This is a genomic window from Limibacillus sp. MBR-115 (genome assembly GCF_040549425.1).
Classification (GTDB): domain Bacteria; phylum Pseudomonadota; class Alphaproteobacteria; order Kiloniellales; family CECT-8803; genus Limibacillus; species Limibacillus halophilus.
Genome location: NZ_JBEPTJ010000002.1, coordinates 35,480 through 57,298 on the forward strand (window position 1 = coordinate 35,480; position 21,819 = coordinate 57,298).

Sequence of the window (21,819 nt, forward strand, 5' to 3'; positions counted from 1 at the left end):
TCTTGTCTCGTCTTTACCGGTCCAGCGCTCAGTAAACCCGCGCTTTAGGCGGGAAGGACTGCACTTCGTTGGTCATGGGCTGCAGGTTGACGCGGCGGTCGCCGAAGGTGACCTTACCCTCGTCGTCGCACCACACCAGCGAGTGCTTCATCCACTTTTCATCGTCCCGATCCGGGAAATCCTCGCGGGCATGCGCGCCGCGGCTTTCCTCCCGGCGCGCCGCCGTGGTCATGGTGGTCATCGCCTGGTACATCAGATTGTCGTACTCCAAGGTCTCCACCAGATCGGAGTTCCAAATGAGCGAGCGGTCGCTGACCGCCAAATCACCACTCTCCTGCCAGACGGCCTCAAGCTTCTTGACGCCTTCCTCCAGCACTTCGCCGGTTCGGAAGACCGCCGCGTGATCCTGCATGGCGCGCTGCATCTTGGCGCGCAACACGGACGTTGCCTGGCCGCCTTTGGCGTGGCGCAGGCGGTCCAGACGCTCCAGCGCCCGCTCGTCCGCATTTGCGAGTAGGGGCTTTTGGCTTTCCCCGGGCTTCAGTATGTCCGCGCAGCGCAGCGCGGCTGCACGCCCGAAGACAACCAGGTCAAGCAGCGAGTTCGACCCGAGGCGGTTGGCGCCATGCACCGAGACGCAACCGGCCTCGCCCACGGCCATCAGGCCCGGGACGGTCCGGTTCTCGTCCTTGGGATCGCCCGCCAGCACTTCACCGTGCAGGTTGGTCGGGATACCGCCCATGTTGTAGTGACAGGTCGGCAGTACCGGGATTGGCTCACGGGTCACATCGACGCCGGCGAAAATCTTCGCCGTCTCGGAAATACCCGGTAGACGCTGGTGCAGCGTCTCGGGATCGAGATGCTCAAGATGCAAATGGATATGATCCTTGTTCGCGCCGACACCACGACCTTCGCGGATTTCCATGGTCATGGAGCGGCTGACGACATCGCGGCTCGCCAAGTCCTTGGCGGAGGGGGCATAGCGCTCCATGAAACGCTCACCTTCCGAGTTGGTGAGATAACCGCCTTCGCCGCGCGAGCCTTCGGTAATCAAACAGCCCGCGCCATAGATGCCGGTCGGGTGGAACTGCACGAACTCCATATCCTGCAAGGGCAGGCCCGCGCGAGCGGCCATGGCATTGCCGTCGCCGGTCTGGGTATGCGCGCCGGTGCAGGAGAAGTAGACGCGGCCATAACCGCCTGTTGCCATTATGGTCATCTTGGAGCGGAAGCGGTGAATCTTGCCGTCATCCAGATTCCAGGCAACCACGCCCCTGCACTCGCCGTCCTCCATCATGAGATCAAGGGCGAAGTACTCGATGAAGAACTCGGCGTTCCGCCGCAAAGACTGCTGATAAAGCGTATGCAAGATGGCATGCCCGGTCCGGTCGGCGGCGGCGCAGGTGCGCTGCGCCGTACCCTTGCCGTATTCTGTGGTCATGCCACCGAAGGGGCGCTGATAAATTTTGCCCGCGTCGGTCCGACTGAAGGGAACGCCGTAGTGCTCCAGTTCGATGATGGCCGGAATGGCTTCCCGGGTCATGTATTCGATGCAGTCCTGATCGCCCAGCCAATCCGATCCCTTGACGGTATCGTACATGTGCCAGCGCCAGTCATCCTCGCCCATGTTTCCCAGCGCCGCGGAGATGCCGCCCTGTGCCGCCACAGTGTGGCTTCTGGTCGGGAAAACCTTCGTGATACAGGCCGTTTTCAGACCTGCTTCCGCCAACCCCAGCGTTGCGCGCAGCCCCGCGCCACCAGCGCCGACGACCACGACGTCGTAGGTATGATCGACGATCTCGTAGGCCTTTCCGCCGGTGGATGCCGTTGAGGTCTTGTTGCCCTTCGCTTCAGCCATTGTTGGCCCCTTAAACCATAATCTTGAGAACAGAGAGCGTGGCCGCCAGACCCAGTACGATACAGGCGAACTTCACGGCGATGATGCTGGCGATCTTGATGCCTTCCTGGTGGACGTAATCCTCAATCACGACCTGCAAACCCAGGGCGGCGTGATAAAAGGTCGCAATGATCAACAGGATCATCAGACCCCCGGACAAAGGGGACGAAAGCCAATGCAGGAAGGTTCCGTAGTCCGCGCCAACCATCGAGATGACCGACACGACAAACCAGAGACACAAGGGGACCAAGGCGATCGCCGTCAGGCGCTGGCTCCACCAATGGCCGGTGCCGTCCTTAGCGGATCCCAGACCGCGAACCCGGGCGAGCGGCGTGCGCAAGCTCATAGTATCAACCTCCGATCGAATAGCCGAGAACCCAGGCCAGCAGCGTTAGAACAGCCGTCGCACCGAGCACGATCTTGCCGCTCAGATAAGCCACGTCGAGCTCATAGCCGTAGCCCGCATCCCAGACCAGATGGCGAATGCCATTGCATAGATGATAGAAAAGCGCCGCGCTCCAGCCGAACAGCAGCAGCTGTCCGAAGAACGAGCCAATGAAATCCTGAGCTGCGTGATAGCTTTCCGGGCCACCCGCGGCAGAGACCAACCAGTAAACCAGCAGCAAGGTACCCACGGCCAAAGCCACGCCGGTCAGGCGATGGGCAATCGACAGCATGGTGGTCAATTGCGGGCGGTAAACCTGTAGGTGCGGGGAAAGTGGTCGCTTACTGTTGCTCGTCATTGCCCAGTCTTTCTTCCCTCTTGTACAGCATGCCAGAAGCGACCACGAAGGCCGCAGGCAATAGGATTTCCCGACTAATTGCACACCACCGGCGAACGCCGGCATTGTGGTGCGCCAGCGAAAGGCGCCTTGGTCCAAGGCACCACATCTCAATGAGTTTATTTAGACCGCAGTGCAGCATCAAGTCAACGCACCGCCGCGCCAAAGACGCCGATCACCGAGCCGAGGTGTCCCGTGCCAGGCGCTTTGGGCCTTCAGCCCCGGTCTATCCGGCAAAGGAAGCAGTTGTTGCTGGCCGAGCGGACGTGGAGATAGGCAACTCCTTCTTCTGCCAGCATTGCTTCGGCCGTCTCGGCCAGCTGGCCGCCGGGCACTATTCGGCCCGTGCCATAGCGGATACGATTGTCGGCACCGTAGCCGCGCACCAAAACTTGATGATAGCTCCGTAGCATGGGCGGCACCCCGGCCGTCTCCTCGTGCCGAGGGCAGGACTCGCCGTGCAAGAAAATCGGGCCAAGCTCGGCGTAGGGTTGCTTATCGGGAAATGGCCGGTGCGCCAGGATCAAATACCGCTGCCCGGCTGCCACCGTGCTCAGGCAGTGACGGCAAGGAACGCCGTCACCATCCGAGATGTGAACCTCGGGTTTTTGGTCGTTGGCGTCCAGGCCACCGGCCTGATAGGTCTCAACGACATCTGTCGCAAGAGCCGTAAAGCGTATTCGGGTCATCGTGACCTCCGGCAAGCAGGATTAAGAACATCGATCTTCATCCTGACAAGCGCGTCGGCTTCCCGCACTCCGAAGCTTGCGCTCTAGGCGCCGGTTCGACGAAAAACTTTCACAACCGTGAGAACATGGGCCTCTTCCGCCGATAGCAAGAAAGCCGGGCAAGGCGTGCTGTCCGCTAGGTGGGTAAGCTTTCCGGCCTCGGTAAGCACCGTCAAGCAATCGAGGTACCGCTTGGCATGATCGCCATCACCGCGCAAACCGACGACCATCACGCCGCCCGGGCGCAGAACGCGCGTCATTTCATGAAAGGATTCGCCCGGCGCATGCCCCGCTGTGAAGGTCCCGGCTCCAACCACAGCGGCGAAGCTGGCGTCGTCGAACGGCAGACGCTCGCCAAGCACACCCTGAACACAGTCCCGATAAACGCCGCGCGACTTGGCAACGGCTAGCATGGCGTCACTCATGTCCAACGCCACCAGGTCACGCAGCCCAAACGCATGCAGCAAGACCGCGACCAACCCGGTTCCGGCGCCACAGTCGAGCAGCGGGCCTTCCCCGGCAGGCAAATACCGCGCGGCCATACCCGCCACCAGGGCATGAGGGGTGTAGCCGAGCGCCATCACATCGCCGTCGTAGCGTTTCGCCCAACCTGCGTACTCTTGCTCCAGAGCCGCGCGGTCCTTGGCGCCGTATACCTTTTCCAACCTGTTCAGAACGTCGTCGCTCATCGCCTCACCGGGCTACCAGGGACTTCAACCTTCTGTTGGCGACAGCCAGCATGGCCAGGTCCGGCTGGCCCGCGGCCCGCAGCTCTCCGATCATCTGCTCGGCGCGGCTGACCAGCATACGCCGTTCCTCCGTCCAGGCGTCCAGCATCTGCATGGGATTCTGTTTAGCTTTAATACCATCCAGGATGCGGTTCTCCATCTCGCTCTGCAGTTCATAGAGGTCGTCCACGATGGCCGTGACCGCCAATTTGTCCCAGGCGTTGTCGCTCGGTAGCTTCGCCGCCGCCCGCCGCAGCCAATCGAAGCCGAATCGCTGCCCGACGGCGAAGTAGGTGCGTGCGGCGTCTTCCACCGACAGCCCGGCGGCATGCGCGGTGTCGACGATATCGCCAGCGGGCACCAGCCAGGGGAAGGCCGCAATTCGCTCAGCCAGCTCCTCAGGGACACCTTCGGCGGTCAAGCGGCCCGCAGCGGTTGTCAGGACTTTCACATCCTCCTGTGGCAGAACGGTTTTCAAACAGGCCGCCAAAGCCCGCGTGCCGTCCCGGTAGCGTTTAACCGTCTGGGATATGTGCATTGGCTGGGCAACGTGACGCAACAACCAAACGGTGCCGCGTTCCACCAAACGGCCGCACTCGGCAATCATGGTGTACTGCGCTTTCGTTGGCACTTTGTTATCCAGGCCCTCGATGTCCGACCAGCGATCGCGCAACTCAAAAATCTCACGCGCGACCGTGTAAGCACGCGCGATGTCGTCCGAGGGCAAACCGGTTTTCTCGGCAACCTCATGCACGAAGGAAATACCCGCCCGATTGATGATCGAGTTTGTAACTACGGTTGCCGCGATTTCCCGCCGCAAGCGGTGGTTCTCAATCTGCGGCCCGTACTTCTTGCGCAGCGGGGTCGGGAAGTAGTTGACCAAATCTTCCATCAGATCCGGATCGTCCGGCAGATCGGATCCCAACAGTTCGTCGTACAGCGCGATCTTGGAGTAGGAAAGGAGCACCGCTAGTTCGGCGCGCGAGAGGCCCTGGCGCTTTTTCATGCGCTCGTCGATCACCTCGTCGTCCGGCAGATACTCGATCGCGCGACTCAACAACCCTTGTTTTTCAAGGGACCGCATATACCGAGCGATCCGATCCAGCAAGTGAGCGCTCATACCGTGGGTGACCGAAATGGCCTGGGTCTGTAGGTAGTTGTCCCGCAGCACCAGATCCGCCACCTCGTCGGTCATCTGGACCAGCAGCTTATCGCGCTGCTTGCGCGTCAGGTCGCCGGCCTGTTCGGCATCTCCCAACAAGATCTTGATGTTGACCTCGTGGTCGGAGCAATCGACGCCCGCCGAGTTATCGATGGCATCGGTATTCAGGCGCACGCCCAGCAGGCCGCATTCCGTACGGGCCCGTTGTGTCATGCCCAAATTGGCACCCTCCCCGACAACCTTGCATCGAAGCTCACGCGCATCGACCCGGAGCGCGTCGTTGGCGCGGTCTCCGACCTCAAGATGCGACTCCTCCGATGATTTGACGTAAGTGCCGATGCCGCCAAACCATAGCAGTTCCGCCTCGGAGCGTAGGATCGCCTGGATAAGCTCGTTCGGGGTGACCTGATCCACCTTGATGCCGAAGAGTTTTTTGATCTCGGGCGTGAGCTTGATCGACTTGGCCTTGCGTTCGAAAACGCCGCCGCCTTTGGAAATCAGCTTGGCGTCGTAATCACTCCAGGCGGACCGCGGCAGATCGAACAATCGTTGGCGTTCCTTGTGGCTGCTTGTCGGGTCAGGGTTGGGGTCCACGAAAATATGGAGATGGTTGAAGGCAGCCTGCAGGCGAATGCAGGGCGACAGCAACATGCCGTTTCCGAACACGTCACCCGACATGTCGCCGCAGCCGACAACCGTGAAGGGTTCCTTCTGAATATTCTTGCCGAGTTCCCGGAAGTGGCGCTTCACCGATTCCCAAGCGCCGCGCGCTGTGATCGCCATCTTCTTGTGATCATAACCGGCCGATCCACCGGACGCAAAAGCGTCGTCCAACCAGAAGCCGTACTCAGCCGAAACACCATTGGCGATGTCGGAGAAGGTCGCCGTACCCTTATCGGCGGCCACAACCAGGTAGGGGTCGTCCTCATCGTGCCGAACGACATAGGGCGGCGGTACGATTTCGCCCTTCACGAGATTGTCCGTGACGTCCAGCAAGCTTCTTATGAACAATCGGTAGCAGGCTATCCCCTCCTCCAAGAGGGCTTCGCGGCCGGCTTCGGGTGGCGGCGACTTCTTGAGCACGAAACCGCCCTTTGAACCAACCGGCACGATCACCGCGTTCTTGACCTGCTGGGCCTTGACCAATCCCAGAACCTCGGTGCGGAAATCCTCCCGACGGTCCGACCAACGCAACCCGCCGCGGGCAACCTTGCCGAAACGCAGATGCACGCCCTCGACCCGCGGCCCGTAGACGAAAATCTCGCGGAACGGTCTGGGTTGAGGCAGTTCCTCCAGATCGCGGGAGGCAAACTTTAGGGACAGGCAGGGCTTTTCGCCGTTGTCGCTGGTTTGCTGGTGGAAGTTCGTCCGCAGTGTCGAAAGGATTGCATTCAAGAAACGTCGGATGATGCGATCCTGGTCCAGGTTCGAAACCCCTTCCAAACCCTCTTCAATGCGGGTTACCAGCTCCTTCTGCAGCTTCGCCCGTTCGTCGCCTAGCGCCGGATCGAAACGCACCTCGAACAGCTCAACCAGCAGTCGCGAAAGCTCGGGGTTGGCTGAAAGTGTCTCTTCCATGTAATCCTGACTGAAAGGGATCGCCGCTTGACGTAGGAATTTGCAGTAAGCGCGCAGAATGATGACTTGCCGTGCGCCCAAGCCGGCTCGAATCACGAGCTGATTGAAGCCATCGTCTTCCATCTCCCCTGCCCAAACACGGGCGAAGGTCTCGTGAAAGGCGGCCTTTACTCTTGTGAGGTCAATCGCGTGACCGTCGCGGGTGCGCGCATGAAAATCGTGAATCCATACCGACTTGTCCGCCTGTTGAGGACGCACTTCGAAGGGGACCTCCGAGATGACCTTCAGACCCATGTTCTCCAGCATCGGCAAAACATCCGAAAGCGGAACCGGTTCTGCGCCATGGTAAATCTTGAAATGAATGTGATCCTCGGCCTTTTCCAATGGTCGATAAAGGTTCATCGACAACTTGCCGGTTTTCAAAGTGTCGCCAACGCGGGCAATGTCGAACACCGCCGTGCGCGCCAGGTTGGTCTCAGAGTAATTAGCTGGAAAAGCGCGTTGGTAACGCCGAGCCGTCGTAAGACCGCGCTCTTCGCCCATTTCCTCGACCAGGGCTTCTTCGAGCAAGTCCGTCCAGGCGCGACTTGCTTCCGCGAGATGCTGCTCCAGAAGATCGTGATCGACGGCCGGCACCTTGCCCTGTTGAGTCCTGACAACGATATGGACGCGCGCCAGAGCCTCGTCCGATAGCTGGGTATAGGTCGCATTCACAACGCCGTTGTAGGCATCGGCCAGGATTTCCTGGAACTTAACCCGCAAGTTCGTATCGAAACGATCGCGCGGCGTAAAAACCAAACAGGAGACGAAGCGTTCGAAAGGGTCATGCCGAACAAACAAAGCCGTGCGACGGCGCTCCTGCAGGTGAAGAATGCCGAGCGCTATCTCCAGCAAGCGGGTTTCGCTGATCTGAAACAACTCGTCGCGCGGATAGCTATCCAGTATGTGCTGCAAGGCCTTGGCGTCGTGGCTACCGGACGCAAACCCAGCTTTAGCGATAACGTTTTCCACCTTCTGGCGCAGCACAGGGATCTCGCGCGGATTGCGTGAATAGGCCGCCGAGGTAAAAAGGCCGAGGAAAAGCTTTTCGCCCTTGACCTTGCCCTTGGCGTCAAAAGACTTGATGACCACGGTATCCATGTGAACCGCCCGGTGCACGGTCGCGCGGCGATTGGCCTTGGTAATCCGCAGCAAGGTTGGGCGGCGTACGAAATCCTGAACGTCGGGCGGCAGGTCCCCTAGATTGCGCAGACCATCGAAAACCGAATACTCGGTGTCCCGCAACACGCCCAGACAGCTCTTCTCGTCGATGCGGGCTACGGCTTTCTTGCCCTGCCCCTCGAAGCTGTATTCGCGATAACCCAGATAGGTGAAATGATCGTCGTCTAGCCAGGATAGAAAGGCCAAGGCCTCATCCAGCTCTTTCTTGGGCAAGTCCGGCGGCATTTTCTTCAGTTCCGCCACGCGGTCACGCAAGCGTTGGCGCATCTCCTTCCAGTCCACAACCGACGCCCGTACGTCGGCCAGCACAGAAAGCAGCCGCTCCTCGATCACTTTATGATTTTCGGCAGGCTGCTCAGCAACCTGAACATGCATGATGGATTCGTTCGCGCCTTTACCGGCTGATTTTCCCGGCAACTGGAAGGCTGTCAGACAACCCTTGGCATCCCGCGAGACCTGCAGGATCGGGTGGATGACTAGAGCGACATCTGCCTCATGCCTAGCCAGCTCCGCCGTAACCGAGTCCACCAGGAACGGCATGTCGTCGTTTATGATCTCGACAACCGTGTGGGAGCTTTTCCAACCGTGTTCCTCTTGTTGCGGGTTATAGACGCGAACTTGTGGCTGTCCGACAACAGCGCGTTTGCGGGCAAAGTTCCAGATGGACAGGGCCGCACCGTATAGGTTGTCGGCGGTTTCATCGGCCAAGTCGATCGCCGGCACGGTGCTGTAGAACGCCCGCACAAACCGCTCCGTCTCCGTCGCGCGATCCGCCGCCACGCGCTCACGAACCAATGCTACAACCTTCTCAACCAGCTCTTCCTTGAGCTGCTCGGCCCGTTTGGCCATGACTTTCCCTCCGCTTCATAACCGCAAACTGGATGGGCCCCGGACACTTTTCCCGGCGATCCGGACCACTTTCCAACACCCTTGCCTCTTGATGGGCCTAGGCCCGAGGCTAGCCCATCCCTACCACGACCGAAAGCCCTGGAATGGGCAAAACGACATGCTATCCTATTTGCATGAAGCTTTCGCAAATCTGGCTTGCAACCGTATTTCTATTGCTCTTTCTGACTCCTCAGGTTTGGGCTTCGAAGGCTTTTGCGAGCGCCGCGCTCGAAGCAGCGTTGCGCGAAGCCCTGGATAAAGTCGCCGCCACGACCACCGGTGAGGACGACATCGCGGAGTTGGCCCTGCTTCACCGTTTTTACACGGAACGGGATTGGCAGGCGCTGTGGGTCGGGGAAGATCGTGCCTTACCCTCCGCCTTCCGGCTGGGCGAGGTCCTTAAGAACGCGGACGAGGAAGGACTCGATCCGACGGATTACCATTCACCCGCAATCCAGGCGCTTCTGGCTTCAGCCAAGGTCGACCTGCTGGCGCCCCTGGAAATACGTCTGACCCAGTCCCTGGTTCGCTATGGCGCCGATTTGAATGGGGGACGCCTGGTCCCGCGTCAGGTGGACCCGGAATTGTTCGTTTATCCGCGTGACCTCGACCGTTACGCTTTACTGCAAGCGGTTGCGGGAGGTGGCGACGTTTCGGAGATTCTGGCAGGCCTTGCCCCCCAGGACGACAGCTACCGGGCCTTGAAGTCGGTATTGGCGCGGTACCGATTGCTTGCCGCGATGGGCGGATGGAATAAAATCGGCGACGGCTCGACGCTCGACCCCGGCGTACGGGATGATCGCGTGATCGCTCTGCGAACGCGGTTGCGCACCACGGGCGAGTTGCGCATCGCCGATGAAGGCATTCCCGATGACCCCCGGCTTTACGACGCGACGCTGCAACGCGCGGTCGAGCGCTTCCAAGCAAACCACGGCCTGGGTGTCGACGGGCGGGTCGGCAAGAACACTTTGGCCCACCTCAACACATCCGTTGAAGCCCGTGTCCAACAGATCTTGGCGAACCTCGAACGAGAACGCTGGGTCGCGGGCAAGCCCGTCGGTCGCCACCTCGCCGTCAATCTTGCCGACTTTACCCTCCGCCTCTATGACGAGGGGCGCGAGGCATTTACTTCCAAGGTCGTAATTGGAACGCCCTACAATCGAACACCGGTGTTCCGGCGTGACATGACCTATTTGGAAATCAATCCCTTCTGGAACGTTCCACCCTCGATTGCCGGCAAAGAACTTTTGCCCAAGATTCGAAAGAACCCGGCCTACCTCGAAGAGAACGGCTATGAGCTGTTCTCGAGCTGGAGCGATTCCGCCACGTTGGTCGATCCGCACACCGTTGACTGGGGCGCCGTTACAGCCGGACGCTTTCCCTACAAGATCCGCCAGAAGCCTGGTATCGACAACGCCCTCGGCCGCATTAAGTTCATGCTACCCAACGAGTTCAACATCTACCTTCACGACACCCCGGCCAAGGCTCTCTTTTCGCGCGCGGAACGAAGCTTCAGCCATGGTTGCGTGCGGGTCGATAAGCCAATTGATCTTGCAGTTGCGGTCTTGCAGGACGAAGCCACCTGGAATCGTGAACTGGTTGTCGCGGCAATCGAGAAAGGCGAGCGGCGGGTCGTCAGCCTCGCCAAGCCGCTACCGGTCCAAATCGACTACCAAACCGCTTGGGTCAACGACGCAGGGGTGCTCCAGTTCCGGGGCGACGTCTATGGCCGCGACGCCTTGTTGATCAGCGCCCTATTGGGGCCGCGCAGCACCGCCGAATCCTTGCCGACCGATTGACCCTCGCTCTTCGGTTCGCTCGGGCCTTGGAATAGAATGTTTGTTGCGTTTTTCGCTTCTTAAGGTATCTTTCTATCTTAAGACATTATGATTCGACTCGGCAGCAGGGCTGCCATCGGGTCAATACCAGGGGGTTCAACTCCAGACTGGGGCGAATTTAGCGAAGACTGGCCAGCGCCAGCAACGCGGGGGCCGCAGCGATAAGTACAGAGTTATAGATTTAACGGAGAGGATCAGCGTGACCGACGACGCCCCAAACAACCTCACACGGCGACGTTTGCTTGTTGCAGGCGCCAGCCTAGCCGCAACAAGCCTACTGCCACTCTCTCCCGCTCTTGCCGCCTCCGGCCCTTCGGTTCGAAAACTGTCCTTCCACCATTTGCACACGGGTGAAACACTGACAACGACCTTTTGGGCCGATGGCAAGTTTCAACCTCAAGGCCTCGGAAAACTCGAACGTCTGATGCGCGACTGGCGCAACGGCGCACAGCATAAGATCGACGAGGGGCTTTACCAGTTCCTCTATGCCTTACATCGCCGGATGGATACCAACTCACCTTTCGAGATTATATCGGCCTATCGGTCCCCGCAGACCAACGATGCACTCCGGCGCGTCAGTACAGGTGTCGCCAAGCGGTCCTTGCATATGGAAGGGATGGCCATCGATGTCCGCCTGCCCGGTCGACAGCTTGCAGCCCTGCGCGATAAGGCTTGGGACCTACAGTTGGGCGGTGTCGGGTACTATCCGAAATCTGATTTTATCCATCTGGACACCGGAAGAGTTAGGCGCTGGGGTTAATTAGGGTCGCGCGCGGCCGGACAGCGTCATTCAGCTAGTTCCTGCGCCGCCTCCAGAAGCGCCCTGACGGTTGGTTCCTCACTCTTGATGGCCAGACAGACCAGATACTCGCTGGTTGTCAGGTTGGCCCCTCGAATTTCCAGCTTCCGCAACCGCCTGTCGTGCCCAAATTCACTTTCGGAGACCACGCCGATCCCTAATCCGGCAGCGGCCGCTTCGGCAATTGCCTCCCGGCTGCCCACCTCCAAGGTGTTGGTCGGTGTTAGGCACGCTTCCGCCAAAGCGCGCTCCAGCCGTGCGCGGGTACCCGAACCCGGCTCGCGCAGAAGAAGTGTCTGCTGAAGCAAATCCTCGAGACCCACACTGCGTCTTTCCCGCCAAACCTGATCGCGGGCAACCATGGCAATCAGCCGATCCCGGCGTAGTAAATGACTTACGACCCCCGGGTCATTCTCCAGATCCGGCAATACAGCGACGTCGCAGCGTCGATCCTTGAGGGCTAGGCGGACAGCGCTGGTGTTGCCGAAACCAATCGATAACTGAATCTCCGGATGGCGGCGGTGAAACAGGCCAAGGATAGGCAGCAACAGGTGCGGCGCATCCGCCATAACCCGCAAGCGACCGCTGCGTAGACCCCGTGCCGAAGCCAAAAGTGCTTCCGCGGCCACTTCGTCTGCCGTGATGCGGCGGGTTACATCCCGCAAACGCCGCCCTAGATCGGTTAGATCGACGCCACGTCCGACCCGCTCGAACAACCGGACGCCGTATCGCTGCTCAAGCGCGCGCACCTGCTCTGACAACGTTGGCTGGCTCACACCAAGGCGGTCTGCGGCTTTGGTGAAGGAGCCTTCCTCCGCGACCGCATGGAACGACCGAAGCTGTAGCTTGTTGATTGGTGAATTCATAGGTCACACCAATGTAATAAATCGAAAATATCGATTTGATATATATCAGTGCAAGCTACAGATTGCATCACGTTGTTTCTCTATTGATGGTCTCCAAGGAGTAGGGCCCCATGACTGCGCAAACGAATCCCGCCATCGCTGCCTCCCCCGACGGCGACCCCTGGCTGCTGACACCCGGTCCCCTGACGACGTCAAGCAGTGTCAAGCAAGCAATGCTTCATGATTTCGGCTCACGCGATTCCCGCTTCATTGCGGTCAACGCCAGAATGCGCCAGCGATTGCTGGAGATCATCGGCGGCGAGGGGTTCGTTTGCGTGCCGTTACAGGGAAGCGGTACGTTCGTGGTGGAAGCCATGATCGGCACGTTGGTTCCCAGGGCCGGCAAGCTGCTTATCCTGATCAACGGCGCCTACGGCCAGCGCATGGCGCGCATTTGCGGCCTAATCGGCCGGAATTTCGAGGTCATGGAATGGGCCGAGAATGAGCCCGTCGACCCGACCGCCCTTGCCGAGCGGCTAGAGTCCGACCCAGGCATTAGTCATGTGGCTGTCGTTCATTGCGAAACAACTTCGGGCATTCTCAATCCGATTGCAGAGGTCGCAGAGGTTACGGCGCGCCTCGGGCGTAGCTTGCTGATCGATTCCATGAGCGCCTTTGGCGCCCTGCCGCTCGACGCCGCAAAGGTGCCGTTCGATGCCGTTGTCGCGTCTTCCAACAAATGCCTGGAGGGCGTACCGGGTATGGGTTTTTGCCTGGTAAAGCAGACCATTCTGGAAGCGGCCGCTGGCAACGCCCATGCCTTGACCTTGGACCTGCACGATCAATGGCAGGCGATGGAGAAGAACGGGCAGTGGCGCTTCACGCCGCCAACCCACGTCATCCTGGCCTTCGACCGGGCCATCGAGGAGTTTCTTGCCGAAGGGGGGCAAGCCGGACGCGGCGGACGGTACAGCAACAATCGGACGATCCTGGTCGAGGGCATGCGCAAGCTAGGTTTCGAGACGCTGCTGCCCGATGCGCTGCAAGCGCCGATCATCATCACGTTTAAAATGCCCGAGGATCCTCGCTTCGACTTTCAGCGGTTCTATGATCGCCTGGCCGAGCAGGGTTTTGTGATCTACCCAGGAAAGTTGACCGTCGCCCCCTCCTTCCGGATCGGTTGCATCGGCCGCCTGGGCGCGGAGGAAATGCGAGGCGCCTTGGCGATTATCGAGAGAACGCTGACGGAAATGGGCGTGACGAACTGCGCCGCGGCGGCCTGAAACCAGCACAAGGAAGTAGCACGATGACCAAGAGTATTACCGTTAACCAGCGCAGCTACCGTTTTCCGGAAGCACCGGTCGTGATCGTTTGCATTGACGGCTCCGAGCCGGATTACATGGAACGAGCAGTCGCGTCCGGCGACATGCCCTGGCTCGCCGGAATGCTGAACCACGGGTCCGATCTGCGGGCCGACTGTGTCGTGCCTAGCTTCACCAACCCAAACAACCTGTCGATCGTCACCGGGCAACCCCCCAGGGTACACGGCATCTGCGGCAACTTTTTCTACGACCCCGCCAGGGATGCTGAGGTGATGATGAACGATCCAGCCCTTCTGCGTGCGCCCACGCTGTTTCCGGCATTTCGCGATGCCGGCGCCAAGATCGCCATCGTCACCGCCAAGGACAAGCTGCGTCGCCTTCTAGGCCACGGCCTGAACATGGCATCCGAGCAGGTTGTTTGCTTCTCCTCGGAAAAGGCGGATCAGGCAACCTTGCCCGAGAACGGAATCGATGATGCGGTCGAGATGGTCGGGATGCCGGTTCCCGATGTTTACTCCGCCGAGTTGTCCGAGTTCGTCTTTGCCGCCGGGGTCAAGCTGATGGAACGCATGCGCCCCGACCTGATGTATCTCTCGACCACCGACTACATCCAGCATAAGCACGCCCCCGGCAGCGAAGGCGCCAATGCCTTTTACCGGATGATGGACGGCTACCTTTCTTCATTGGATGCCGCCGGGGCCATTCTTGTCCTCACGGCCGACCACGGCATGAACGCCAAGCATCGAGAAGACGGTACGCCCGACGTTCTATATTTGCAGAGCGAACTCGACGGCTTTCTTGGAAAAGCCAAAGCCCGCACCATCCTGCCGATTACCGACCCTTACGTGGTCCATCACGGTGCTCTTGGCTCCTACGCCACGGTTTATCTGCCCAAGGACGCGGACTTCGCCGCAGTCGCGGAGTTTATCGAAGGCCTTGAAGGCGTGGAGCGGGTGTTGACCCGGGAAGAAGCCGCCGAGGCCTTTGAACTGCCGACCGACCGCATTGGCGAGCTTGTCGTCGTTTCTACCAAGCACCGTGTCATCGGCACCAGCCCCGAGAACCATGATCTATCCGGTTTGACCGTGCCGTTGCGCTCGCACGGCGGCGTCTCCGAACAGCGCGTCCCCTTGATCGTGAATCGCAAAGTTCGAGGACTGGAAGGCCGCAGCCTGCGCAACTTCGACGCTTTCGACATCGCGCTCAATCACGCCGAGGCGCGTCGCGCCAGCGCCGCCGAGTAAGGAGAATCCAATCATGTCTCTCGCCAACGCTCTTTCCAGCCCGCGCCACGAGCCGATGCGCATCGCCGGTCGCAAGGTGGATGCCGACGATGTCATCGAGGTCCGTTACCCCTACACTGACCAAGTAATCGGCACGGTTCCGGCAGGCAACGCACTGCACGCCCGCGAGGCGTTTCAGATCGCCGCTGACTATAAGCCCAAACTCAGCCGCTACGACCGTCAGAAAATTCTATTCCGCACTGCCGAGTTGCTGGAAGCGCGCAAGAACGAGATTTCAGACGTCATCACTCTCGAGCTTGGCATTTCCAAGAAGGATTCCTTCTACGAGGTCGGACGCTGCTACGATGTCCTGACCCTTGCCGGACAGCTTGCCATCCTGGACGATGGCCAAGTCTTCTCCTGCGATGTCACGCCTCAGGGCAAGGCTCGCAAGATTTTCACCACCCGCGAACCTTTGAAGGCGATCTCGGCGATCACACCCTTTAACCATCCGCTGAATATGGTCGCCCACAAGGTGGCGCCCGCCGTTGCGACGAACAACTGCATGGTCTGCAAGCCGACGGAGTTGACGCCAATGACGGCGCTCCTGTTGGCCGATCTGTTGTATGAGGCCGGACTGCCGCCGGAAATGTATTCGGTCGTCACCGGCTGGCCGGCGGATATCGGCGACGAGATGATCACCAATCCCAATGCCGAACTCATTACCTTCACCGGCGGCGTACCAGTGGGCAAGATGATCGCCGAGAAAGCCGGTTACAGGCGCACGGTCCTGGAACTGGGCGGCAATGATCCGTTGATCATTTGCGACGATCTCAGTGAGGCGGAATTGGACAAAGCTGCCGAACTGGCGGTCGCCGGTGCGACGAAGAACTCGGGCCAGCGCTGCACGGCCGTCAAGCGCATTCTGGTTCAAGAAGCGGTTGCCGAGGCTTTTGTCCCGATGGTGCTGGAAAAGGCCAAGAAGATACGCTTCGGCGATCCCATGAATCCGGACACCGACCTGGGAACCGTCGTCCACGAGAAAGCTGCCCGAACCTTCGAAGCCCGCGTCTATGCCGCCGCCGAGCAGGGCGCGGAGGTGCTCTACGATCCGGGTCGGCAGGGCGCAGTGCTGCCGCCGATTGTGGTTGATCACGTGCCGCATGAGAGCGAGCTGGTGCTGGAAGAGACCTTCGGCCCCATTATCCCCATTATCCGTGTTCCCTCCGATGACGAGGAGGTCCGGCGGATTTCGAACTCGACGGCCTTTGGTCTTTCCTCCGGTGTTTGCACCAATCGTCTGGATCGGATGACGGCCTACATCAATGGCCTGAACGTCGGGACCGTGAACATCTGGGAGGTTCCCGGTTATCGTATCGAGATGTCGCCTTTCGGCGGGATCAAGGACTCGGGGCTCGGATATAAGGAAGGCGTTCAGGAGGCCATGAAGTCCTATACGAACATCAAGACCTTCTCCATGCCCTGGCCCACGTAACGCACCGCCAGACTCTAGGTCAGAGGCACTTCAAGAAGCACGCCGAACTCACGCGCGAAGTCTACTGAGACCCGCGCGTGCACGGCTCCTTGCTTATCAAAGAAACGTTGGCGGCCCGACAGCGGGAAAACGCCCTCGTGCCAGATGGCCGGATGGATATAAAGGCCCTGGCTGCCGTCGAAGCGAAAACAAACGAAGTCTTCCGGCCGCAGATCATCCCCCGGCAAAGCCAAGGGAACGACAAAGGGGCGTTTATCCAGCGGGAAGAAAAGCTGCCCACCATCAGGGTGGTAATTAGCGTGCCACAGCAGAATACGGTTAGGATCGTTTCTGGCGGATTCACTGGCTATCGACGGGTCTTCGCCGTAGCCCAAAATGTAATGCCCACCGACCGCCGCGTTGCGGCCATAGAGAATATCCCCGACCCAAGATCCCTCGAAGACTCCTTCGGTGGTGCCGCCCTCGTCTCCACTATCGCTATCGACAGGACGCCAACCTTGCGCCGGCCAACGAACGATCTCGATATCGCACTCTTCGGGGCGCGCGACGAGCTTGCCGTAGCCCTTCAGCGAGTCCGGCGTGGCCTCCACGACTTCCATGACCCGACGCGGAAGGTCGGGCGGGATGCCGGGGTTCAAATAGTTGGGCGCCGTCGCCTGCATGGAACCTCTCCTCTAGCGATATCCTCGGATGTTATCCCAAGCGTCGCGGCCCCTCATAGGTCAAAACACCCTTGGCCGTCAGTTTGTGATTGGTCAGCGTACGTTCGGCATGGCGCATGCGGTGGGCCAGCAAGCCCTCCGCCATCTCAAGACGCTTGCCCAACCAAGCGGGATCTCCCGCCAGGTTATGCCGCTCGCCCGGATCGTTCGCCAGATCAAACAACAACGGCGGCAGGCCTGTGAAGTGTACGTACTTGACGTTGTCGCTGCGCCAGACGTTCAACGTACATTGGTCGGGAGTCAGGCCGAGCGCCGCTTCGTAGGTCCCGCTCTCGATGTCACGAAAATCGAACTCCCAGAAAACATGGTCGCGCCAGACAGGCGGCGTGTCTCCGTCGAGCCACGGCAGAAGGGAGACTCCGTCCCAACTTTGCGGCGCCTTTTTGCCCAGCCAGTCCATGACCGTGGCGGCGACATCAACGCTCTCCGTCAAAGCCTGGACTTGCCGCCCCGCCGTCTTGCGCCGTTTCGGGTCGCGAATCATGAGCGGTATCCGGTAAGCGCCATCATACCAACCGCCCTTGCCCCAGAGACCGTGGTCGCCTGCCATCTCACCATGGTCGCAGGTAAACACCAGCAGCGTATTGTCGAGCTGGCCCGTGTCCTCCAGTGCTTTGAGCAGCCGCCCGATCTGAAAGTCCATCTCAGCCATCAAGCCGTAGTAAACCGCGCGCATCGCGGTCACGTCGTTTGTCGACAAGGCCGAGAAATCGATCTCCGGATCGAAGTATCCGCCCTTTTGGTGTTGCTCGGCCCATACCTTCAAGAAGGGGTGCGCTTCGCCGTCGCCCACCGGTAAAGGTGCTTCAACGCGGTCGCGCGGGATGATCCTATTGTAAGGCTCCGGCGCAATCAGAGGCGGGTGCGGTCGCAGATAGACCAGGTGGTAGAGCCAGGGGTCTCCCGTCTCCTGCGCCAGCCGGTCCAACACACAGTCGGTTAGAAAGGCCATATCGCTATCTTCCGCCTTATAGCGGGCAGGCCCGTCCCAAAATCCCTTCGCTTCCGCCGGTCGTTCGGCATGCAGGTAAATGTCGCCGTCTCTTTCAGGCCGGTCATAGCCCTTGGCCTCCAGAACGTCGAGCCAGGCGCCGAGATTGTCGCCGTTGACATCCACGATCTGCCGAAAGCCTTCCATGACACCTTCATAGGTCAGCAGCCTGGGATCATCGGGCTCTAAAGTGCGCGGATCAACGGAAGTATCCGTATAGCCGAAGAGCAACGGATCATACCCTGCCAACTTCAGGCCGCCCGGCAGGGTCGGGAAGCGCGCGTCAAACGGTGTGCCGTTCGTGATCGAGCGATGGTTGAAGGGATAGAGTCCACTCAAGAGACTGGTGCGCGCAGGACCACAGGGTGCCGCAACGGTGAAGTGCCTGCGGAACACCACGCTTTCCGCAGCCAGGCGGTCCAGATTTGGTGTTCTGACCGCCGGATGCCCAAGAAATCCAAAGCAATCGGCGCGCCACTGATCGACCGACAGAAGAAGAATGTTCATGGCCTCTCTTTCAGACAATCGACGTGACCTAGACCGGCCGCTCACCGGCAAACGTGGTGCGATAAAGCAAGCGCCGCTGTCCGTCGTAATCGTTGATGGCATAGTGCATGGTCGAACGATTATCCCATATCGCCAAGGAACCCGGGGTCCAGCGAAAACGGCAAGTCAGTTCCGGCCTCGTGGCATGGGCGTAGAGACGTTCGAGAATCGGGCGACTTTCCGACTCGCTCATGCCCTCTAAACGCCGTGTGTAGATCGGGTTGACGAAGAGAGCTCTTCGCCCGCTGGTCGGGTGCTGCCGCACCGCTGGATGCAGCACCTCCCTGTCCGCGTCGCTGTTACCCCGCGAAATACCGATGGAGCGACTCGTTGCCACGGTGGCATCCGGTGCGTTCTGCGTGCCATAGGGTCCGCCGGTATGGATAGCCCCGCGCCCATCGACGATGCTCCGCAGATCATCGGGTAAAGTTTCATATGCTAGAATTTGGTTCGACCAGAGCGTATCACCGCCGTAGGTCGGGATGTCCTCGCCGTAGAGCAGCGACCCACCGGGCGGGGCTTCAAGGAAGCTGAAATCCGAGTGCCAATCACCGCCGAATACCCCAATACGCACCTCGTCGGCTTCCTTGAGAACCGCTATCACATCCGCATCTTCCGGTGACGGCTTGACATAGGGAACGCGGAGTAGGGGTCCAAACACCGTCGTTGCGCGCTTCAATGTCGGCAAATCCAGGGACTGATCGCGAAGAAACAAAACCAGATGGTCATCCAGCGCCTGACGCAGAAAAGTCGCCGTCGCCTCCGAAATATCCTGGGTAAGATCGATGCCCAGCACTTCCGCCCCGATGTGACCAGCCACTGGCGCCAGTTGCATCTCGATCGCTCCCTCTAAGTTCCGTTCGCCGGGCAGCTTATACTCGACCTTGCTCGCCTGGAAAGAGGCTCCTTGTCACGCCGGAGGGTTAGTGATTGACAGCCCAGGTGCAAAGCCGCCACGGTCTTTCATTAGCAGAAATTCAGCCGTAAGGGTCCTGCTCTCGCGTGAGCAGTTCGAGTGATTGCAACATGCCGAACAAACCGCAAGAATCTACCTGGCGTTCGCCCATAGTTCTGGCCGATATCCTGGCAGCCCGTAAGCGCATCGGCGCAAAGGTGCTCAGGACGCCCCTCGTTCAATCGAGTTACCTAAGCCAGGCGAGCGGCCAACCGATATGGCTAAAGCTGGAGCAGCAGCAGCGAACCGGCAGTTTCAAGCTGCGCGGAGCCAGCAACGCGGTTGCCTGCCTGCCGGAAGAAGCCAAGGCGCGCGGCGTGGTTGGCGTCTCCACCGGGAACCACGGCCGTGGCCTCGCGCATGCGGCCAGCGCGGCGGGGGTAGCCTGCAGCATCTGCATGTCATCGCTCGTGCCCGCCAACAAGGTGGCGGCGATTCGCGAGGAAGGCGCCGATGTTCGAATCGTCGGTCGCTCGCAGGACGAGGCCCAGGCGGAAGTCAACCGCCTTGTGGCCGAGCAAGGTATGACGATGTTGCCGCCCTTCGACCACCCCGACATCATCGCCGGACAAGGGACGCTTGGCCTGGAGATCATGGAGCAGCTTCCGCAAGCCGGGACATTCGTCATTCAGCTCTCCGGCGGTGGCTTGATTTCCGGCATTGCGGTGGCTTTGCGGGCGATCAACTCAGCCGCGCGGATCATCGGCGTATCCATGGAGCGCGGTGCGGCGATGTACGAGAGCCAACGAATGGGGAAGCCGACACGGGTGGAAGAGCTGGAGACGCTTGCCGACTCGCTGGGCGGCGGCATTGGTTCGGACAACCGGTATACTTTTGGAATCGTGCGCGAACTCGTTGACGAGATCGTTCTGGTCAACGAGGCCGAGATCGCGACGGGAATTGCGCACGCTTATTGGCAAGAACGCCAGATCGTAGAGGGCGCAGGCGCTGTGACGATGGCTGCGCTGTTAGCGGGGAAGATCAACGTGACAGAACCCACGGTGCTGCTGCTCAGCGGCGCAAATATCGACCTCGATCTGCACCATAGAATCATCACCGATCATCGACCCGGCAGTTCAGCGGAAGGAAACCAGGCATGACCAGCATCCGCCTCCTAAACGAAGCGCAACTCCGCCAAGCGGTGGCTGTGGACCGGGAAGCCGTCGCGTGTGTCGAGCAGGCTTTTCAGGCTCTGGCGACCAAAGCCGTATCGATGCCTCCGATCCTGCGGCTGGACATCCCCGAGCATCATGGCGAGGTCGATGTCAAAACCGCTTATGTCCCCGGTCTCGACTCCTTTGCCATCAAAATGAGCACGGGTTTTTTCGATAACCCGGCTCTCGGCCTCCCAAGCCTGGGCGGTCTGATGATCCTGTTCAGCGCCAAGACAGGGGTCGTTGAGGCCCTATTGCTGGACAATGGTTATCTGACTGACGTTAGAACCGCCGCTGCAGGTGCGGTTGCCGCGAAGTATCTCGCGCGTGACGACGCAAAAAAAGCGGCGGTCTTCGGTGCGGGGGTCCAGGCGCGCCTTCAGTTGAAAGCCTTGATGCTGGTGCGCCCAATTGAGCAAGCAGCCCTCTGGGCCAGAAGGCCCGAGCAGGCACGCAGCACGGCCGATGAGCTCAGCAAAGAGCTTGGCATTCCCGTAGAGGCTAAAGACACCCCGCGCGATGCTGCGCGGGGTGCCGACATACTGGTGACCACAACACCGGCGGAGCAACCCATACTGCAAGCCGCATGGCTTGAGCCCGGTCAGCACATCACCGCCATGGGGTCGGACTCGCCCCACAAGAACGAGATAGAACCGGCGCTGGTCGCAGCCGCTGATCTATATGTCGCGGATCGCCGCGCGCAGTGTGCCGCGCTGGGCGAGCTTCATCACGCGATTGCCGCAGGGGCTGTGCCGGCCGATTTCGAAGCGCCGGAACTTGGAGAGATTCTAGCCGCCCAAAAGCCTGGCCGCCTTGATCGGACCCAGGTTACTTTGGCGGATCTCACCGGTACCGGCGTTCAGGACACCGCCATCGCCACCCTCGCCCGGGCCAAGGCCCAGGCGGCCAATGCAGGGGTTATTTTCGAATCGTAGATAGCTTTGT

General features: G+C 60.1%; 17 protein-coding genes. 7 read left to right on the top strand and 10 right to left on the bottom strand.

Annotated features, from left to right (window positions below):
- Positions 1–28: 28 nt before the first annotated feature.
- The 6 genes from sdhA to ABIE63_RS03835 form a co-directional block, all read right to left on the bottom strand.
- The gene (sdhA, locus tag ABIE63_RS03810) at positions 29–1,858 is read right to left on the bottom strand and encodes a succinate dehydrogenase flavoprotein subunit (RefSeq protein ID WP_354502951.1); all 1,830 of its coding nucleotides are present in this window, start codon (positions 1,856–1,858) and stop codon (positions 29–31) included.
- A 10-nt stretch (positions 1,859–1,868) separates the two neighbouring features.
- Entirely contained in the window at positions 1,869–2,243 is a 375-nt protein-coding gene (sdhD, locus tag ABIE63_RS03815) for a succinate dehydrogenase, hydrophobic membrane anchor protein (protein WP_183414623.1), read from the bottom strand.
- Positions 2,244–2,247: 4 nt separating this feature from the next.
- The gene (gene sdhC, locus ABIE63_RS03820) at positions 2,248–2,640 is read right to left on the bottom strand and encodes a succinate dehydrogenase, cytochrome b556 subunit (RefSeq protein WP_354502953.1); all 393 of its coding nucleotides are present in this window, start codon (positions 2,638–2,640) and stop codon (positions 2,248–2,250) included.
- A 254-nt stretch (positions 2,641–2,894) separates the two neighbouring features.
- Positions 2,895–3,368, bottom strand: coding sequence for a DUF1203 domain-containing protein (locus ABIE63_RS03825; RefSeq protein WP_354502955.1), 474 nt, complete (start codon positions 3,366–3,368; stop codon positions 2,895–2,897).
- 83 nt (positions 3,369–3,451) lie between these two features.
- Positions 3,452–4,096 carry a methyltransferase domain-containing protein gene (locus ABIE63_RS03830; protein ID WP_354502957.1) on the bottom strand — a complete coding sequence of 215 codons (645 nt, stop codon included), beginning with the start codon at positions 4,094–4,096 and terminating at the stop codon, positions 3,452–3,454.
- Between the two features lie 4 nt (positions 4,097–4,100).
- A complete protein-coding gene (locus ABIE63_RS03835) occupies positions 4,101–8,945 on the bottom strand; it encodes an NAD-glutamate dehydrogenase domain-containing protein (protein WP_354502959.1) in 4,845 nt (1,614 codons plus the stop codon).
- Positions 8,946–9,118: 173 nt separating this feature from the next.
- On the opposite strand from ABIE63_RS03835, the gene ABIE63_RS03840 reads away from it, so the two are divergent.
- Positions 9,119–10,783 carry a L,D-transpeptidase family protein gene (locus ABIE63_RS03840; RefSeq protein ID WP_354502961.1) on the top strand — a complete coding sequence of 555 codons (1,665 nt, stop codon included), beginning with the start codon at positions 9,119–9,121 and terminating at the stop codon, positions 10,781–10,783.
- Between the two features lie 238 nt (positions 10,784–11,021).
- Positions 11,022–11,582, top strand: coding sequence for a DUF882 domain-containing protein (locus ABIE63_RS03845; protein WP_221205655.1), 561 nt, complete (start codon positions 11,022–11,024; stop codon positions 11,580–11,582).
- 26 nt (positions 11,583–11,608) lie between these two features.
- On the opposite strand, the gene ABIE63_RS03850 is transcribed toward ABIE63_RS03845, so the two are convergent.
- The gene (locus tag ABIE63_RS03850; RefSeq protein ID WP_354502963.1) at positions 11,609–12,487 is read right to left on the bottom strand and encodes a LysR substrate-binding domain-containing protein; all 879 of its coding nucleotides are present in this window, start codon (positions 12,485–12,487) and stop codon (positions 11,609–11,611) included.
- 110 nt (positions 12,488–12,597) lie between these two features.
- On the opposite strand from ABIE63_RS03850, the gene ABIE63_RS03855 reads away from it, so the two are divergent.
- From ABIE63_RS03855 to phnY, 3 genes are read left to right on the top strand one after another with little or no spacing between them, the layout of a single operon-like run.
- Complete coding sequence (locus ABIE63_RS03855) at positions 12,598–13,749, top strand: 2-aminoethylphosphonate--pyruvate transaminase (RefSeq protein ID WP_354502965.1); 1,152 nt, start codon at positions 12,598–12,600, stop codon at positions 13,747–13,749.
- 23 nt (positions 13,750–13,772) lie between these two features.
- A complete protein-coding gene (phnA, locus tag ABIE63_RS03860) occupies positions 13,773–15,032 on the top strand; it encodes a phosphonoacetate hydrolase (protein WP_354502967.1) in 1,260 nt (419 codons plus the stop codon).
- Positions 15,033–15,045: 13 nt separating this feature from the next.
- Positions 15,046–16,506, top strand: a complete 1,461-nt coding sequence (gene phnY / locus ABIE63_RS03865; RefSeq protein WP_354502969.1) for a phosphonoacetaldehyde dehydrogenase — start codon at positions 15,046–15,048, stop codon at positions 16,504–16,506.
- A gap of 14 nt (positions 16,507–16,520) precedes the next feature.
- Here phnY and ABIE63_RS03870 read toward each other — a convergent pair whose 3' ends face one another.
- From ABIE63_RS03870 to ABIE63_RS03880, 3 genes are read right to left on the bottom strand one after another with little or no spacing between them, the layout of a single operon-like run.
- Positions 16,521–17,168, bottom strand: a complete 648-nt coding sequence (locus ABIE63_RS03870; protein WP_354502971.1) for an ureidoglycolate lyase — start codon at positions 17,166–17,168, stop codon at positions 16,521–16,523.
- Between the two features lie 31 nt (positions 17,169–17,199).
- Positions 17,200–18,726 (bottom strand): alkaline phosphatase family protein, encoded by a 1,527-nt coding sequence (locus ABIE63_RS03875; RefSeq protein ID WP_354502973.1) that lies wholly within the window; start codon positions 18,724–18,726, stop codon positions 17,200–17,202.
- Positions 18,727–18,754: 28 nt separating this feature from the next.
- The gene (locus tag ABIE63_RS03880; protein ID WP_354502975.1) at positions 18,755–19,600 is read right to left on the bottom strand and encodes a TauD/TfdA family dioxygenase; all 846 of its coding nucleotides are present in this window, start codon (positions 19,598–19,600) and stop codon (positions 18,755–18,757) included.
- A gap of 191 nt (positions 19,601–19,791) precedes the next feature.
- On the opposite strand from ABIE63_RS03880, the gene eutB reads away from it, so the two are divergent.
- Together eutB and ABIE63_RS03890 are read left to right on the top strand one after the other, a co-directional pair.
- Positions 19,792–20,820: a hydroxyectoine utilization dehydratase EutB gene (gene eutB / locus ABIE63_RS03885; RefSeq protein ID WP_354502977.1), complete on the top strand. Its 1,029-nt coding sequence runs from the start codon at positions 19,792–19,794 to the stop codon at positions 20,818–20,820.
- Positions 20,817–21,809, top strand: coding sequence for a cyclodeaminase (locus ABIE63_RS03890; RefSeq protein ID WP_354502979.1), 993 nt, complete (start codon positions 20,817–20,819; stop codon positions 21,807–21,809). The genes eutB and ABIE63_RS03890 overlap by 4 nt, the downstream gene beginning before the upstream one ends.
- Positions 21,810–21,819 lie beyond the last annotated feature (10 nt).

What these genes read in the sequence shown, in the direction of transcription:
- sdhA (WP_354502951.1), bottom strand. Translation starts at nt 1,858, where the DNA reads ATGGCTGAAGCGAAGGGCAACAAGACCTCAACGGCATCCACCGGCGGA.
- sdhD (WP_183414623.1), bottom strand. Translation starts at nt 2,243, where the DNA reads ATGAGCTTGCGCACGCCGCTCGCCCGGGTTCGCGGTCTGGGATCCGCT.
- sdhC (WP_354502953.1), bottom strand. Translation starts at nt 2,640, where the DNA reads ATGACGAGCAACAGTAAGCGACCACTTTCCCCGCACCTACAGGTTTAC.
- ABIE63_RS03825 (WP_354502955.1), bottom strand. Translation starts at nt 3,368, where the DNA reads ATGACCCGAATACGCTTTACGGCTCTTGCGACAGATGTCGTTGAGACC.
- ABIE63_RS03830 (WP_354502957.1), bottom strand. Translation starts at nt 4,096, where the DNA reads ATGAGCGACGACGTTCTGAACAGGTTGGAAAAGGTATACGGCGCCAAG.
- ABIE63_RS03835 (WP_354502959.1), bottom strand. Translation starts at nt 8,945, where the DNA reads ATGGCCAAACGGGCCGAGCAGCTCAAGGAAGAGCTGGTTGAGAAGGTT.
- ABIE63_RS03840 (WP_354502961.1), top strand. Translation starts at nt 9,119, where the DNA reads ATGAAGCTTTCGCAAATCTGGCTTGCAACCGTATTTCTATTGCTCTTT.
- ABIE63_RS03850 (WP_354502963.1), bottom strand. Translation starts at nt 12,487, where the DNA reads ATGAATTCACCAATCAACAAGCTACAGCTTCGGTCGTTCCATGCGGTC.
- ABIE63_RS03855 (WP_354502965.1), top strand. Translation starts at nt 12,598, where the DNA reads ATGACTGCGCAAACGAATCCCGCCATCGCTGCCTCCCCCGACGGCGAC.
- phnA (WP_354502967.1), top strand. Translation starts at nt 13,773, where the DNA reads ATGACCAAGAGTATTACCGTTAACCAGCGCAGCTACCGTTTTCCGGAA.
- phnY (WP_354502969.1), top strand. Translation starts at nt 15,046, where the DNA reads ATGTCTCTCGCCAACGCTCTTTCCAGCCCGCGCCACGAGCCGATGCGC.
- ABIE63_RS03870 (WP_354502971.1), bottom strand. Translation starts at nt 17,168, where the DNA reads ATGCAGGCGACGGCGCCCAACTATTTGAACCCCGGCATCCCGCCCGAC.
- ABIE63_RS03875 (WP_354502973.1), bottom strand. Translation starts at nt 18,726, where the DNA reads ATGAACATTCTTCTTCTGTCGGTCGATCAGTGGCGCGCCGATTGCTTT.
- ABIE63_RS03880 (WP_354502975.1), bottom strand. Translation starts at nt 19,600, where the DNA reads ATGCAACTGGCGCCAGTGGCTGGTCACATCGGGGCGGAAGTGCTGGGC.
- eutB (WP_354502977.1), top strand. Translation starts at nt 19,792, where the DNA reads ATGCCGAACAAACCGCAAGAATCTACCTGGCGTTCGCCCATAGTTCTG.
- ABIE63_RS03890 (WP_354502979.1), top strand. Translation starts at nt 20,817, where the DNA reads ATGACCAGCATCCGCCTCCTAAACGAAGCGCAACTCCGCCAAGCGGTG.